This is a genomic window from Tsuneonella troitsensis (assembly GCF_001441535.1).
Classification (GTDB): Bacteria; Pseudomonadota; Alphaproteobacteria; order Sphingomonadales; family Sphingomonadaceae; genus Tsuneonella; species Tsuneonella troitsensis.
The window spans coordinates 89451-104566 of the sequence record NZ_LMAU01000004.1 but is presented as its reverse complement, the minus strand read 5'-3'; the positions used below and the strand labels follow the sequence as shown (position 1 = coordinate 104566).

At 67.6% G+C, this 15116-nt stretch carries 15 protein-coding genes and 1 tRNA gene; 11 read left to right on the top strand and 5 right to left on the bottom strand.

What is annotated here, in order from left to right:
* Nucleotides 1-50: 50 nt before the first annotated feature.
* The 11 genes from ftsZ to AR323_RS10140 all read left to right on the top strand — a co-directional run bounded on the left by ftsZ (nucleotide 51) and on the right by AR323_RS10140 (nucleotide 11094).
* The gene (ftsZ, locus tag AR323_RS10190; RefSeq protein WP_057883874.1) at nucleotides 51-1736 is read left to right on the top strand and encodes a cell division protein FtsZ; all 1686 of its coding nucleotides are present in this window, start codon (nucleotides 51-53) and stop codon (nucleotides 1734-1736) included.
* Nucleotides 1737-1806: 70 nt separating this feature from the next.
* Complete coding sequence (locus AR323_RS14670; protein ID WP_057883873.1) at nucleotides 1807-3564, top strand: tetratricopeptide repeat protein; 1758 nt, start codon at nucleotides 1807-1809, stop codon at nucleotides 3562-3564.
* Nucleotides 3565-3704: 140 nt separating this feature from the next.
* Entirely contained in the window at nucleotides 3705-4214 is a 510-nt protein-coding gene (locus AR323_RS10180; RefSeq protein WP_057884108.1) for a type III secretion system chaperone family protein, read from the top strand.
* A 33-nt stretch (nucleotides 4215-4247) separates the two neighbouring features.
* The gene (locus AR323_RS10175; protein ID WP_057883872.1) at nucleotides 4248-5057 is read left to right on the top strand and encodes a pyrroline-5-carboxylate reductase family protein; all 810 of its coding nucleotides are present in this window, start codon (nucleotides 4248-4250) and stop codon (nucleotides 5055-5057) included.
* Between the two features lie 94 nt (nucleotides 5058-5151).
* Entirely contained in the window at nucleotides 5152-5883 is a 732-nt protein-coding gene (locus tag AR323_RS10170) for a Bax inhibitor-1/YccA family protein (protein WP_057883871.1), read from the top strand.
* A 181-nt stretch (nucleotides 5884-6064) separates the two neighbouring features.
* Entirely contained in the window at nucleotides 6065-6928 is an 864-nt protein-coding gene (locus tag AR323_RS10165; protein ID WP_161808736.1) for a hypothetical protein, read from the top strand.
* Nucleotides 6929-7016: 88 nt separating this feature from the next.
* Nucleotides 7017-7092 (top strand) — tRNA-Ala (locus AR323_RS10160).
* A 312-nt stretch (nucleotides 7093-7404) separates the two neighbouring features.
* Nucleotides 7405-8475, top strand: a complete 1071-nt coding sequence (gene obgE, locus AR323_RS10155) for a GTPase ObgE (RefSeq protein WP_057883869.1) — start codon at nucleotides 7405-7407, stop codon at nucleotides 8473-8475.
* A gap of 37 nt (nucleotides 8476-8512) precedes the next feature.
* On the top strand, nucleotides 8513-9646 hold the full coding sequence (gene proB / locus AR323_RS10150) for a glutamate 5-kinase (protein WP_057883868.1): 1134 nt from the start codon (nucleotides 8513-8515) through the stop codon (nucleotides 9644-9646).
* Nucleotides 9643-10575: an NAD-dependent epimerase/dehydratase family protein gene (locus AR323_RS10145; protein ID WP_057883867.1), complete on the top strand. Its 933-nt coding sequence runs from the start codon at nucleotides 9643-9645 to the stop codon at nucleotides 10573-10575. Before proB ends, AR323_RS10145 begins: the two co-directional genes overlap by 4 nt.
* Before the next feature lie 105 nt (nucleotides 10576-10680).
* Nucleotides 10681-11094: a hypothetical protein gene (locus AR323_RS10140; RefSeq protein ID WP_057883866.1), complete on the top strand. Its 414-nt coding sequence runs from the start codon at nucleotides 10681-10683 to the stop codon at nucleotides 11092-11094.
* 55 nt (nucleotides 11095-11149) lie between these two features.
* Here AR323_RS10140 and AR323_RS10135 read toward each other — a convergent pair whose 3' ends face one another.
* Genes AR323_RS10135 through cobA form a run of 5 tightly spaced genes read right to left on the bottom strand, consistent with a single transcriptional unit; the run spans nucleotide 11150 to nucleotide 15070 of the window.
* The gene (locus AR323_RS10135) at nucleotides 11150-11950 is read right to left on the bottom strand and encodes a phosphoadenylyl-sulfate reductase (RefSeq protein WP_057883865.1); all 801 of its coding nucleotides are present in this window, start codon (nucleotides 11948-11950) and stop codon (nucleotides 11150-11152) included.
* The gene (locus AR323_RS10130) at nucleotides 11943-12392 is read right to left on the bottom strand and encodes a DUF934 domain-containing protein (RefSeq protein WP_057883864.1); all 450 of its coding nucleotides are present in this window, start codon (nucleotides 12390-12392) and stop codon (nucleotides 11943-11945) included. The genes AR323_RS10135 and AR323_RS10130 overlap by 8 nt, the downstream gene beginning before the upstream one ends.
* Nucleotides 12385-14019, bottom strand: coding sequence for a nitrite/sulfite reductase (locus tag AR323_RS10125; protein ID WP_057883863.1), 1635 nt, complete (start codon nucleotides 14017-14019; stop codon nucleotides 12385-12387). Before AR323_RS10125 ends, AR323_RS10130 begins: the two co-directional genes overlap by 8 nt.
* Nucleotides 14019-14318 carry a DUF2849 domain-containing protein gene (locus tag AR323_RS10120; protein ID WP_057883862.1) on the bottom strand — a complete coding sequence of 100 codons (300 nt, stop codon included), beginning with the start codon at nucleotides 14316-14318 and terminating at the stop codon, nucleotides 14019-14021. The genes AR323_RS10125 and AR323_RS10120 overlap by 1 nt, the downstream gene beginning before the upstream one ends.
* Complete coding sequence (gene cobA / locus AR323_RS10115) at nucleotides 14315-15070, bottom strand: uroporphyrinogen-III C-methyltransferase (protein WP_057883861.1); 756 nt, start codon at nucleotides 15068-15070, stop codon at nucleotides 14315-14317. The genes AR323_RS10120 and cobA overlap by 4 nt, the downstream gene beginning before the upstream one ends.
* Nucleotides 15071-15116: the final 46 nt, after the last annotated feature.

Genomic DNA, 15116 nt, shown 5'->3' with positions numbered 1-15116 from the left:
GGTTCGTGTAAGACTGGCCACAAGCAACTTTTTCCCCGGAGGGGCACCCCATGAGCATCAACATCGGTCCACCCGCTACCGACGACCTTCGTCCCAAGATCATGGTGATCGGCGTCGGCGGCGCAGGCGGTAACGCCATCGCCAACATGATCGCCGCCGAGATCGAAGGCGTCGACTTCATCGTCGCCAACACCGACGCGCAGGCGTTGAGCAACGCGAGCGCCGACAAGCGCATCCAACTCGGTCCCGACATTACCGGCGGACTCGGCGCGGGCGCTCGCCCCGAAGTGGGCAAGGCGGCGGCGGAAGAAACCGTCGGCGATATCGAAGACGCGCTGGAAGGCGTGAACATGTGCTTCATCGCCGCGGGCATGGGCGGCGGCACCGGCACCGGCGCGGCGCCCGTGATCGCCGAAGCGGCCCGCCGCAAGGGCGTGCTGACGGTCGGCGTGGTAACCAAGCCGTTCCTGTTCGAAGGCACGCGCCGGATGCGCGCGGCCGAGGCCGGCATCGACGAGCTGCAGAAACACGTCGATACGCTGATCGTCATTCCGAACCAGAATCTGTTCCTGGTCGCCAAGGCGGAAACGACTTTCAAGGAAGCCTTCATGCTGGCGGACGAAGTCCTGCAGCAGGGCGTCCGTTCGATCACCGACCTTATGGTCATGCCGGGCCTCATCAACCTCGACTTCGCCGACGTCCGTTCGGTGATGCAGGAAATGGGCAAGGCGATGATGGGCACCGGCGAGGGCGAGGGCGAGAACCGCGCACTCGAGGCCGCCGAACGCGCGATCGCCAACCCGCTGCTCGACGGCGTGAGCATGGCCGGCGCCAAGGGCGTGATCATCTCGATCATCGGCGGCGAGGACATGAAGCTCCTCGAGGTCGACGAGGCCGCGAACCACATTCGCGAACTGGTCGACGAAGACGCGAACATCATCTGGGGTTCTGCGTTCAATCCCGACCTCCAGGGCAAGATCCGCGTGTCGGTGGTCGCCACCGGGATCGACGGAACCGGCGAGACCCGCGCGGCCGAGCCTCGCTCGTTCTCGCTCGGCGCCAGCCGCGCGCCCAAGCGCCCGGTTCTCGAATTGCCGGCCGAAGAGGAATACCAGGAGGAAGACACCCTCGGCCAGGGTGGATCGACGCCTGAGTCCTACGTGGCTTCCGCCGCTGCGGACTCAGATACGGACGAACTGGTGCTCTCCTCGGACGAGGAAACGGCCGACGGCGCGCCGCTCGACCTGGGCGGATTCGGTGCGGGTTCCGACGGCGGGGACACTGGGGACGAGGCCGAGGACTTCGACGATGTCGACGGGATCGTCGATCCGCTGGCCGGCCTGCGGAATGCCGACGACGACGCTGCGGAAGAGGACGGCTTTGGCGATGACGAGTGGACGGGCGGCGACGCACGCACCGACGATGCCCCGCTCGACCTCACACCGCCTTCGTCGGGTGTTCAGGATGATCTCCTGGGCGATGCCGACCGACTGGCAGAGCGTGACGAACCGGTCCAGGCCAAGCTTGGCGGCGGTCGCCGCCGGGGCCTGGTGTCGGGCGATGGGGCAAGCGAAGGCGGCGGGGCTGCGCCCAGCGCCGGAAGCACGCTGTTCGAACGGATGGCAAACCTGTCGCGTGGCGGTGCCAAGCCGGACGAGGACGAAGACGATGACGACGATGCCGGTTCGGCCTCGCTCAGCATTCCGCGCTTCCTCAATCGCCAGAACAATCAGTAATCGGTCTGGTCCCACGCGTCGGGCGTCCGTTACACGCGGGTTCAGCCGCGCGCGGGCATGAGGCCGGGTCATGGGTGAACGAACGTTGACTTCGCGCAACCGCCATGCGGCGGCGATGCTGGCGGTGCTGCCCTTCGCGCTCGTTTCGGCGCCACTGGCAGCACAAAGCTATGCCGTCGTGCAGGCGGTGCCGGGACCGGCATCGGGCGAACTGAGTTCCGCCTTGCAGCGGCTGGCGCGCAATCCGGCCGATTTCGAAGCGCTCGTGGCGGCCGGCCGAGCCTCGCTCGCACTCGACGATGTCGACGCCGCGATTGGGTTCTTCGGGCGTGCGGAGACCGTGCGTGCCGGCGATCCCCGGGTAAAGGCGGGGCTGGCTTCGGCCAATCTCAAGTCGGGGCGCCCGATCGAGGCGATCGACTTGTTCGCGCAGGCGCAGGCGTCCGGCGCACAGGTCGAGGCGATCGCGGCGGACCGCGGTCTCGCTTACGACCTGGTGGGCGACAATGCCTTGGCTCAGGGCCAGTATAAGCTGGCACTCAGCCGGAACCGCGACGACGAAATCGTGCGGCGCATGGCCATTAGCCAGGCGATTGCAGGCGATACACGTGCGTTCGAGGCCACGTTGCTGCCCCTGCTGCAGCGCCGTGACCTCGCCGCCTATCGCGCGCGGGCGTTCGGCCTGGCGATCCTCGGGCGGGAGGACGAAGCGGTCGCGATCGTCGAGGCTGTGATGCCGCGCGACATGGCCGACCGGATGTCGCCATACCTGCGCTATATGCCCAAGTTGACCCGCGCCCAGCAGGCGGCCGCAGCGAACCTCGGCAATTTCCCGCGCGCGGCGCAGATCGGCCGCGACGATCCGCGCCTTGCCCAGTACGCCGGGACGACCACGGCTCAACCTGTCGCCGTGCCTGCGGGGACTGCCGACTCCCGACTTGCGCCCCAGGGCGAGCCGCTGGGCCCGCGCACGCGGGTCGCCCGGCGGAACGAGCGGCGCCAGACTGCCACGGCGCCCACTCGCGCGCCTACGCCTGCGCAAGTCGCCGCCGGGGCGCGAGAGACCACGCCGGTGCGGATCGCACAGGCGGATGTGCCGCGTCCAGCGCCGACGCCTCCTCCGCCGCCCCCGCCGCCACCACCTCCGCCGCCAGCGTCACCGCTGCCGACCGTAACCACGCCGACACCAGTTGCCGTGTCACAGACGAGCGAGCTTCCGCCTGTGCGGGAAGCGTCCGCGCCGGTCGTCGTCGCAACCTTGCCGCAGCAGCAGGGGCCCGGTTTCGAACTGAGCCGGGTCAGCGCCGCACAGACGAACCCTGCGCCGCCGGTCGTCATCGTCCCCGCTCCCGTGCCGGCCTCGGTGCAGGCCGTGCAGACGGTTCAGGCCGCGCCGGAGCCCGAGGATCTCGCGGATGCGTTCGCCGAGTTCACCGCGGCAAGCACCGCGCGTGCGCCTGCGGCCGGTGCGGTCGACATCACGGCCATCAAGCCGAAGCGCGAAGTTGCCCAACCTCCTCCGCCCCCGCCACCGCCACCCCCTCCGCCCAAGCCCAAGGCGCCCAGCCGGATCTGGGTGCAGGTCGCCACGGGTAAGGACTTGAAGGCGCTGGCGTTCGATTGGCGTCGTTTCGAGAAGAAGGCGCCCGAACTCCTGGGGAAGCGCGACGCTTTCACCGCCAAGTGGGGCGTCTCGCAGCGCCTGCTGACCGGTCCGATCGATTCGGCGCGCGCGGCTAATAAGTTGGTCGCCGATTTGAAGGCGGAGGGTATCGATGCCTTCACGTTCACCAGCGAGGTCGGCGAGGAAGTCGCCCCTCTCAAGTAGAGTGCACAGCGCTTCCACCGCTTTTGCACAGGCTGTGAACAGGGTTATCGCGTTGTCCCCAGCCGTTAGCCGCACCGCGATTGCGGGTCGGCGGGCCACGCTGCATCCACCCGTTCGATGACGCAAAAGAGATCGCCACGATGAGAACCGGGCAGGACGATTACGAGACTTCGGTCGAGGACGCGGCACCCGTCGACATGCTGGCGGCGCTGTTCGAGGCGCGCGGGTGGGCGCACGAGATCGTGTCGGCGGACGAGATCTCGGCCGAGATCCAGGGCAGTTGGACCAGCTACCAGGTCCGCGCGATCTGGCGAGCCGACGACAACGTCCTGCAATTGCTTTGCTTGCCGGATATCCGCGTGTCCGACGACAAGCGCCGCGCGGCGCACGAATTGCTGGCGCTAGTCAACGAACAACTCTGGCTCGGCCACTTCGACGTGTGGTCGCAGGGCGGGATGCTGGTCTATCGCCACGGCCTGCTGCTGGGAGACGAAGGGCTGCTCGGGCTCGGACAGGCGCAGGGTCTGATCGAAACCGCGGTCGACGAATGCGACCGGTTCTATCCCGCGTTCCAGTTCGTGCTGTGGGGCGACAAGAGCCCGCAGGACGCGCTAGCCAGCGCTATGGTCGATGCCGCGGGCGAAGCGTAGAGCGGACACTCGTTTCCCGACCGCGAGACCCGAATGGCTGCCTTCCGATCCATCCTGATAGCCGGATACGGTGCGATGACCGGGGCGATGCTGGAGGGCTGGCTGGTTTCCGGCATTACGCCGGGCACGTTCACCGCTTACGGCCCCCGCGCCAAGACGGTGCCGGACGGTGTTCGCTTCACGGCGCAGGTACCGGACGGACCGTTCGATGCGATCGTTCTTGGCTTCAAGCCGCAGATGCTGGCGGATGCCGCTCCTCAGCTAAAGCTGCTCGCAGGTTCGGAGACGACCGTGATCTCGGTTCTGGCGGGAGTGGAACTGGCCAGCCTGGCGCGCCATTTTCCGCAGGCTGGCGGCGTCGTACGCCTGATGCCCAACCTCGCTGCCGCCATCGGCAAGTCGCCCAATGCGCTTGTCGCCACCGGCCTCGACGATGAGCGGCGCATCGCCGTGACCGATCTGGCCGAACGGCTGGGCAGCGCCGAATGGCTTGCCGACGAGGGGCAGTTCGAACTGGTGACCGCGCTTGCCGGATCGGGCCCGGGCTTCGTCTATCGCTTCATCGACGCGCTCGCGGCGGCGGCGACGCGGCTGGGGCTGGAGGCGGATCAGGCCGAACGGCTCGCGGTCCAGATGGTCGAAGGCGCCGCCACGCTGGCGTCCGCAGCTGACCTTTCGCCGGCGGAACTGGCCCGAAAGGTAGCCAGTCCCGGCGGAATGACGCAGAAGGGCCTCGACGTCCTCGACGAGGGAGAGGCTCTCACGCGGCTGGTGACCGATACCCTGCGGTCCGCGCGGGACCGGGGCCGGGAAATGGCGGCGGAGGCCCGCGAGCAGGGTTAATGCGACGGCGTCCGGTTTTCCTTGAATCCGGGGCGTAATATCCCGATATTGCACCTACCGGCTTGTCGTCGCTCGGCGCCGGAATGGAGATTGTATGGCAAATTTGAACGATCCCCGCCCGACGAGCACCGCCTTCGGGTCGGTGCCGCGCGCTGGTGGGCAGGTCGTGTTCGACGCGGGCCTGCGCAAGCACATGCTCTCGATCTACAACTACATGACCAGTGGCGTGCTGCTGACGGGTATCGTCGCGCTGCTCACGTTCAATTCGGGCCTGGCGATCAATTTCGCCTCGGGCCCGATGATGTGGATCGTGGCGCTGTCGCCGCTCGCGATCGTCTTTGCGATGAGCTTCGGTGCGAACCGGTTCAGCAAGACGACCCTGCAGATGATGTTCTGGACCTTCGCGGCTCTGATGGGCCTGTCGATGTCGACGATCTTCCTCCGGTTCACCGGCGGGTCGATCGCGGTGACGTTCTTCGCGACTGCAGCGGCGTTCGCGGGGCTTAGCCTGTTCGGCTACACCACCCAGAAGAGCCTGAGCAGCTGGGGCAGCTTCCTGATCATGGGCGTTGTCGGCCTCATCGTCGCGACGATCGCCAACATGTTCCTGCAGAGCCCGGCGCTGATGTATGCGATCAGCTTCATTGGTGTGCTCATCTTCGCGGGCCTCACCGCCTACGATACGCAGCGCCTGAAGAACGAGTATGCGGTTCTCCGCGGCACCGAATTCGCCGGCAAGGCGATCGTGCTTGGCGCCCTGACGCTCTACCTGGACTTCATCAACATGTTCCAGTTCCTGCTGAGCTTCCTGGGCAACCGCGAATAGTCGCACGCAGGACTCGTTTCATCGTGCCCGGGGGACGACGTGTTCCCCGGGCATTTTCTTTGTCCCGACCCCACGTTAGGGCCGGTTTGCTTCAGCCGCGCGAAAGGCGCGCGCTGTCATTCCCTATGCGGGCAGAGGAGGGCCGCGCCGCATGATTTCCAGTTCACCCGTACGCATCCGAATGATCGCTCTGGCCGCAGGGGTGGCCATGCTGGGCGCTTGCGCGACGCCACCTCCTCCTCCTCCGCCTCCCCCGCCGCCGCCGCCGCCGGTGGAAGTCATTCCGTATCGCCCGCTTCCGCCTGGCAGCGCGGCTTACATCATGAATATTCCCGGTCGCGGACCAGACGGGCAGCGGCTCACCCCGCTCAAGAACCTGAACGACGACCAGCGCCTGTGGTATTTCCGTTCGGCATGGAACGTCGCCGCGCTCAACTGTACGGCACCGGGCGATGAGCCGATCCTGGAAGGGTATCGCTCGTTCCTGACCGGGAATGCCAAACTGCTGCGCGAAACCAACCAGCGGCTCGATCGCGCTGCGCAAAGGGAATTTCCGGGACGCAACCAGGCGGTCGCAGGGCGCGAGCGTCTGATGACGACGATCTACAATTACTTTGCCCTGCCGCCCGCTCGCACCGAATTCTGCCAGGCAGCCCTCCGCGTGGCCGCCGCGCAGGCGGCAATGCCCAAGGCGGATGGCGCGGCGCTGGCCGCAGCAAACTTCGTCCAGTTCGAGATGCCGTTCGAGAACTTCTTCACGGCCTACGAGCAGTACCAGCGCGAATCCGCGGCGTGGGATGCGCAATACGGCGCGCGTTACGGGGCTTCGCAACCGGGCTTCGTGGCCGTGCAGGCAGCGCGACTTGCGGGCGTTCCGCAAGTCGGCGTCAGTGATCCGACCACGACGACGACGCAGCCTGTCGTGACGTCGGGGGTCGTGACGGACGCGGAGACCGGCGCCTCGATCCCGGTACTGAGCGTCCCCGAAAGGGATGAGGCGGTGCCCGTGGTGCAGCCGGTGCCCAAGGATCCTTCGAAGCTCTAGGCGCGGCTCACAAAGGGCTTTAATTCCCGGGTACGGTTCGCTAAGCGGCGCGCTCGCTGGCGGGTGCCCGGCAGCGAGGGACTGGAACGGGGCCGTAGCTCAGATGGGAGAGCGCGTCGTTCGCAATGACGAGGTCAGGGGTTCGATCCCCCTCGGCTCCACCAATTCCCGATCTTCGATCGGGGATTGGTGATTTCCAGTTTTTTCGCACTCGCCTCCGCGAGCGCGTCCTCGGTGCAATTCCTCCGCTTCGCTTCGGAGCACCTGCGGGCGGCCGTTCGGCCTTGCGGACTTGCTGGTCGCAAGTCCGGAATGTGTATACTGGCGACGGTGAATTGAAATCGGTCCGCGACCAGCGGACCGCTAGCGCGAACCCGCGCCCGTAGCGGCCCGAGCCCGACTTGTTCGGGCACGGAATAGCCGCGAAGGATAGCCAAGGCTGCGGATGCAGCGCCGGCGCTTGAGGCAAGACTAATATGCACTTTCTCGACCAGGCCAAGATCTACATCCGCTCCGGCGCAGGCGGCCCTGGGGCCGTGTCGTTCCGGCGCGAGAAGTACGTCGAATACGGCGGACCGGACGGCGGCAATGGCGGCAAGGGCGGCGATATCGTCTTCGTGGCCGTCCAGGGCCTCAATACCCTGATCGACTTCCGCTACACCCAGCACTTCAAGGCCGCCCGTGGCGGGCATGGCATGGGCAAGGACCGCACGGGTGCGTCGGCGCCCAATCTCGTGATCGAAGTGCCGGTCGGCACCCAGGTCCTGTCCGAGGACAAGGAGGAAGTGCTCGCCGACTTCACCGAGGTCGGCCAGCGGGTGACCCTGCTCGAAGGCGGCATGGGCGGTCGCGGCAACGCGAGCTACAAGACCAGCACCAACCGCGCCCCGCGCCAGCATCAGCCGGGCATCCCGTCGGAAGAACTGTGGGTCTGGCTGCGGCTCAAGCTGCTCGCCGATGTCGGTCTGCTGGGCCTGCCGAACGCGGGCAAGAGCACCTTCATCAACCAGGTGTCGAACGCCCAGGCCAAGGTCGGCACCTATGCGTTCACCACGCTCGTGCCGAAGCTCGGCGTCGTGCGCCACCGGGGGCGCGAGTTCGTGCTAGCCGACATTCCGGGCCTGATCGCGGGGGCTGCCGACGGTGCCGGGATCGGCGACCGTTTCCTGGGCCATATCGAACGCTGCCGGGTGCTTATCCACCTGATCGACATTTCCGGGGTCGATCCGGCCGAGGCGCTTGCCATCGTCGAGGAAGAGCTGTCGGCCTACGTCGCCAAGGAAGGCGTGGCGCTCGACGAAAAGCCGCGGCTGATTGCGCTGAACAAGGTCGATCTCGCCGATGCCGAACTGGTGGCGGCGTTCGAGAAGGAACTGCTCGCCGCGGGCGCGGAGGCGGTGTTCCCGATCTCGGGCGCGACGGGCGAGGGGATCGATGCCCTGCTCGATGCAGCGCTCGCCTACCTTCCCGATCGCACTGCGACCGAAACGAAGGGCAGCCAGGTCGAGGACGTTCCCGAAGGCGGAGGCGATTGGTCGCCGATCTAGGTGACGTTTCGCCGCGGCTTCGCTAAGCGGCCCGCGCATGACTATCGCCGCACTATCGCAGATCGCCGATCCGGCCGCCTGTCCGCGCCTTGTCCTCAAGGTCGGCTCGGCGCTGCTCGTCGAGCGCGGCGGGACCTTGCGGCGCGACTGGCTGAAGGCACTGGCGGGAGAGATCGCCGAGGCACGGGTACGCGGGCAGCAGGTCGTCGTCGTCAGTTCGGGCGCGATCGCGTTGGGCGCGGCCCGCCTTGGGCTGACCGCCGGAGGGCGCGCCAACCTGGCGGACGCGCAGGCGGCGGCGGCGGTCGGCCAGATCGAGCTCGCGGGTGCGTGGGCAGAGCTTCTCGGCCAGCAGGGCCTCGTCGCGGCGCAGCTTCTCCTGACGCTCGACGACCTCGAGGATCGGCGCCGCTACCTCAACGCATCATCGACGCTGGCTCGACTGCTCGACCAGGGCGCGGTGCCGGTGGTGAACGAGAACGACAGCGTCGCGACTGCGGAAATCCGCTTCGGCGATAACGACCGCTTGGCCGCGCGCGCCGCGCAAGCGGCGGGGGCCGATGCCGTGGTGCTGCTGAGCGATGTCGACGGCCTGTTCGATCGCGATCCCAAGGACCCGGCGGCCGAGCTCGTTCGCGAAGTCGGCGGGATCGACGAGAGCGTCCGGGCGATGGCCGGGGCCAGCTCGGGATCGGGTATGGGCTCGGGCGGGATGGTGTCGAAGCTGCAGGCGGCCGAGATCGCTGGACGCGCCGGGATCGCGCTCGCCATCGTCAACGGCACGCACGACCGCCCGCTCGCCACCGCGATCGCGGTGGACCGGGGGACGGTGTTCCTGCCGCAACGCCGCGACGGCGGGCGCAAGGCCTGGCTGGGTGGCCGTATCGCGCCGGCGGGCGTCCTGACGGTCGATGCAGGGTGCGCCGACGCGCTGACTGGGGGATCGAGCCTGCTGGCTGCCGGACTCGTCGCAGTCGACGGAGAGTTCGCGCGCGGCGATCTGGTGACGATCCATTCGTCCAAGGGCGACCGGCTGGCGCAGGGGCTGGTGGAATATACGTCCGCCGAATGCCGCGCGATCGCCGGGCGCAAGGCGGCTGAGCAGTCCGCACTGCTCGGCTACTCGCCGCGTGCGGCGGTGGTGCACCGCGATCACATGGTCCTGCTATGAGCAACGGGACCGAGGCAAGGCCGCTGGTCGCGCTGACCGGCGCGACAGGCTTCGTCGGGCGCGCGACGCTCGCCGCGCTGACGCGGGCCGGGGTCGAGGTGCGTGCGCTGGCGCGGACCGTTCCGGCCGATCGGGGCGGCGCCGAGTGGGTGCGGGGCGATCTATCGGACACGGCGGCTCTTGCCCGGCTGGTCCGGGGCTCCGAAGCGGTGATCCACGTCGCCGGCCTCACGACCGCGCCCGATGCCGCATCCTTCGAAGCGGCAAACGTGGCGGGCACCCTGAAGGTCGTGAAGGCGGCGACCGAGGCCGGCGTTCCGCGCCTCGTGTGCGTCTCGTCGCTGGCTGCGCGTGAGCCTTCGCTTTCGGCCTATGGCGCTTCCAAGGAACGCGCCGAGCGGCTGGTGGCCGCGAGCGGACTCGATTGGACGATCGTGCGCCCGCCGGGCGTCTATGGACCGTGGGACCGCGATTACCTCGAGATGTTCAAGCTTGCGCGCAGAGGGGTCGTGCCGGTGCCGCCGCCGGGACGCAGTTCGCTGATCCACGTGCAGGACCTCGCCGAATTGCTGGTGGCGCTGCTGCCGGGCGGCGAAGCCGTAACCCACCGGACGTTCGAGCCGGACGACGGGCACGCGGGCGGTTGGTCCCACCGCGAACTAGCGCGGGTAATCGGATGGGCTGTCGGGCGGCGTCCGTGGGTCATCCACCTGCCCCGGCCGCTCCTCGAGCAGGCGTCGCGCGCCGACAGCCTCGTGCGCCGCTCGCGTGCGCGGCTGACGAAGGACAGGGTCGGCTACATGACCCATCCCGACTGGGTGGCGCGGCCCGAGTTCGCGGTGCCTGAAGCGCTCTGGCGACCGAAGATTCCCACGCGCGAGGGACTTCGCGCCACCGCGCGCTGGTACCGCGAGAAAGGCTGGCTTTGACGCGTGATTCGACTTGCGCGCGCGAGGGTGCATAGTCGCGCCACGGGATCGCGAGTCGCATCGGTGGCAACGACCACTTCACCGCGTCACGTAAAGGGGAAAACCATGAAAAGACTGATCGCGATGGCCGCGCTGGCCTCGCTCGCCGCGTGCAGTCAGCCTGCGCCGGAGCCGGAAACCGCTGCAACCGAAGCCGCCGCGCCTGCCGCGGCCGAAGCCGCCGGGCCCTTGGCCGCCGACGGCAAATCCTCGGTCGGCATGTACAAGGTGACGACGGCGGAAGGCGTCGAGTTCATGGAAGACGTGAAGGCCGACGGCACCTATTCGCAGACCGACAAGGACGGCAAGGTCGTCGAAACCGGAAAGTGGGTCCAGGAATCGCCGACCGAGTACTGCACCACCGCCGATACCGAAGGTGCGGTGGAGAAGTGCAATGTGGAAGGCATCGATGCCGCCGGCGTATGGACGTCGAAGAATGCCGAGGGCCAGGTTGCCACGGTCGAGCGCGTCGAAAGCTGATCGATACGGATGGGAAACGGGCTCCGGGGGTGCGCCTCCGGGGCCTTTTCTTGTCCTAGAGGAAAGGTTCGTAGCCCGGCGGCAGTTCGCCGTCCGGCCCCAACGGGACCGGCGTATGGATGCCGCATTCGGTCTTGTCCCAGCCCTTCCAGCGGCCTGCGCGCGGGTCTTCGCCCGGTGCGACCTTGGTGGTGCAGGGAGAGCAGCCGATCGAGGGGAAACCCGCTGCCACCAGCGGGTGCGGCGGCAGGTCGTGCCTGGCGATGTAATCCGCCAGGTCGGCAGCCTGCCAGTCGATCAGCGGGTTGATCTTGAGCCTGCCTGCGCTGTCCGACAGGTCTATTTCGAAACGCGGCAGGTTCGCCCGGGTCTGCGACTGGAACGCCTTGCGGCCCGTCAGCGAGGCATCGAACCCGGCCAGCGCCGCCGCGAGCGGGCGAACCTTGCGGATCTCGCAGCAGCCGTCTGGATCGTAGGACCAGCGCAGCCCGCTTTCGTCGCGGCTCCGCAGGTCGGTTTCGGCGGGTTGCAGCACGACCAGGTTCGTCAGGCCGAGGTGCGCGACAAGCTCGTCACGGTAGGCCAGCGTCTCGGGAAAATGCTTCCCGGTGTCGAGGAAAAGCACCGGAGTGGCCGGTGCGACCTGGGCCACCAGATGGAGCAGAACCGCGCTCTCCGCTCCGAAGCTGGACACCAGGGCCACCTGCCCGGCAACGCCTTCGTTGAGGACCGCGTCGAGCAGGCCCGCGGTGTCCGCAACGGCATAGCGGGTATTGAGGCGCGCGGCATCGTCTGCCGAAAAGCGCGGCGCGGTGTCGATCCTGTCGACGAACCGGGCCACGCCCAGATCAGCCATGGCGCAGCTTCCAGATCGGCACCCGATCGTCGGCGGCGGGAACATAGACGTGGTCCCAGCGCGACAGCGCGGCCTCGGCATCCGCAGGGTCGAATGGCTTGTCGGGCGCGAAGCTGTCGAAACCGCAGCGCCGCATGAAGAAGATGAGGTCGACCAGCACGTCTCCGGTCGCCTTCAGCTCGCCCGTATAACCCGCCTCGCGCAGCATCCGCGCGGTCGAGAACCCGCGTCCGTCGCGGAACCGCGGGAAGTCGACCTCGATCAGGCGCACGCGGTCGAGGTGCGGGAACAGCACGGTTACGTCCTCGCCCGCCTCGATCCGCACCGAGTCCGCCTCGCCCTGGTCGAGGAACGCGTCGAGCGAGACGGAGGGTTCGTCCGCCGCTGCATCGTCGCGAAAGCGCAGCGAGGTGGGAAAGGCCTGGTTGCCGGGCTCAGCCATAGATCGCCTCCTTGAACCCATCCATGCCGACGCGGCGGTAGGTGTCGATGAACCGCTCGCCCGGTTCGCGGATGGTCCGATATTGTTCGACCGCCCGTTCCACCGCATCGACGATGCCGTCCTCGTCGAAGCCGGGCCCGGCGATCTTGGCCTGCGTGGTCACCTCGTCGCCCGATCCGCCGAGCAGGAGCTGGTAGCTTTCGCTGCCCTTCCGATCGACGCCCAGGATGCCGATGTTGCCTGCATGGTGATGCCCGCAGGCATTGATGCAGCCCGATATCTTGATCTTGAGTTCGCCCACGTCGGCCTGCCGCGCCGGATCGGCGAACCGCTCGGCGATCTTCTGCGCGACGGGGATCGAGCGCGCGTTGGCGAGGCTGCAGTAATCGAGGCCGGGGCAGGCGATGATGTCGCTGACGAGGTCCAGGTTGGCGTCGGCCAGTCCGGCCTCGACCAGCGCCTGCCAAACCGCGTGGAGGTCGGCCTTGCGAACGTGCGGCAGGACGAGGTTCTGCGCGTGTGTCGCCCGCAGTTCGTCGAAGCTGTACCGCTCGGCCAAATCGGCGACCACGTCCATCTGGTCGGCCGAGATGTCGCCGGGAATGCCGCCGACGGGCTTCAGGCTGATGTTGGCGATCGCATAGCCGGGCGCCTTGTGGGCGATCACCTGCCGGTCCACCCACGCGGCGAATGCGGGGTCGGACAGGTCGATCTCGTCGCTCAGGCCCTGCTCGAAAGGCGGCGGCGCGAAGTAGGCAGCGATCCGGTCGTATTCGGCCTGCGGGAAATCCTCGGCCAGCGACAGGAAGTGCTCGAATGCTTCTTCGACCTGGCGGGTGAATTCCTCCTGGCCCAGGTCGTGGACCAGGATCTTCATCCGCTGCTTGTGGATGTTGTCGCGGCGCGCGTGGCGATTCCACACACGAAGTACGGCCTGCAAGTAGCTGAAAAGCTGCGAGGTCGGCAGGAATTCGCGGATGCGATAGGCGATGAACGGGGTGCGCCCCATTCCGCCGCCGGCATAGACCTCGAAGCCGATTTCGCCGGATGCGTTCTGCACGATCCGCAGCGCGAAGTCGTGCCACCGCAGCGCCGCGCGGTCCTCCGCACTGGCAATCACCGCGATCTTGAACTTACGCGGCAGGTAGCTGAATTCGGGCATGAACGTGGTCATCTGCCGCAGCATCTCGCACCACGGGCGCGGGTCGATCAGTTCGTCGGCGGCGGCGCCGGCATACTGGTCCGAGCTGATGTTGCGGATCGATTCGCCGCTCGTCTGGATGGCGTGCATCTCGACCTTGGCGAGATCGGCGAAAAGGTCGGGCGCCTCGGCCAGCTTGATCCAGTTGTACTGGATGTTCTGCCGGGTCGTGAAATGCCCGTAACCCCGGTCGTATTTGCGCGCGATGGCGCCCAGCGCGCGCATCTGCGCCGAATTGAGAGTGCCGTACGGAATCGCGACGCGCAGCATGTATGCGTGGAGTTGCAAGTACAGCCCGTTCTTCAGCCGCAGCGGCTTGAACTGGTCGTCGTCGAGCTTGCCCTCGAGCCGGCGGCGGACCTGGTCGCGGAATTCCTCGACCCGGGTGTCGACCATGGCCTGGTCGTATTTGTCGTAGCGGTACATCAGATCACCCAGTTTCGTGCATCGGGGTCGGCGGGCTTCAGGGTCAGGTCGGGGCGGACGGTCGGGCCGAGCGCGCGGATGCGGTCCTTGATGTGCGCGGGGCGCACGCTGCCGTCGGGGGCTTTCTCGCCGTCGATGGCATAGGGATTGTTGACCCGGCAGGCGGCCGCCTCGCGCGCGAGGATAGCATCGGCCTGGTCGCCTGCGTCCACCGCGTCCTCGACGTGAATCGACCAGTCGTAGCCGGTCCACCAGGTGACCGCGCCGGTCTTCAGATCGTTTCCGGTCAGGATTCTCATGCGTGTGCCTCTACCAGGGCGGCCACGGCCGCATCTTCGCGTGCGGTGACTTCGCCGATGACGATGAGCGCCGGGCTCTTGACCCGCTCGCGCGCGACGAGGTCCGGTAACGCCGCCAGAGGACCGCGCAGCACGCGCATCTGCGGGCGAGCGGCTTTCTCGATCACCGCGAGCGGCATGTCGGGCGCGAGCCCGTCGGCCATAAGCTTTTCAGCGATTTGCGGGGCGGTCTTCACACCCATGTAGATCACCAGCGTCCGGCCTTTTCCGGCGAGGCCAGCCCAGTCCTGCTCGCTCAGCCCCTTGCACTGGCCGGCGACGAAGCTGACCACGCTGGACGCATCGCGATGGGTAAGCGCGATCTGCGCCGCAGCCGCCGCCCCGTTGGCCGCACTGATGCCGGGGACGATCTGGACCGGAACACCGGCGGCGCGGCACGCTTCGGCTTCCTCGCCGCCGCGTCCGAAGACCAGCGGATCGCCGCCCTTCAACCGCACCACGTCGCGTCCGGCCAAAGCCTCGCGAACCAGCAGTGCGTTGATCGCGGCCTGCGGCAAGGTATGCCGTGCGCGGCTCTTCGCGACCGAGACGAGCTCGGCGCCCGGGTTTGCCATCGCGAGGATCAGCGGATCCACGAGGCCGTCGTGAACGACGATCTGCGCGCCCTCGATCAGACGGGCAGCGCGCAGGGTCAGCAGGTCGGGATCACCCGGACCCGCGCCGACCAGAAATACGGTTCCAACCTTTGCCATTCCTGCGAAATGCGCGTGGCGCTGGTTGTTCGCCAGCCAGATTGCC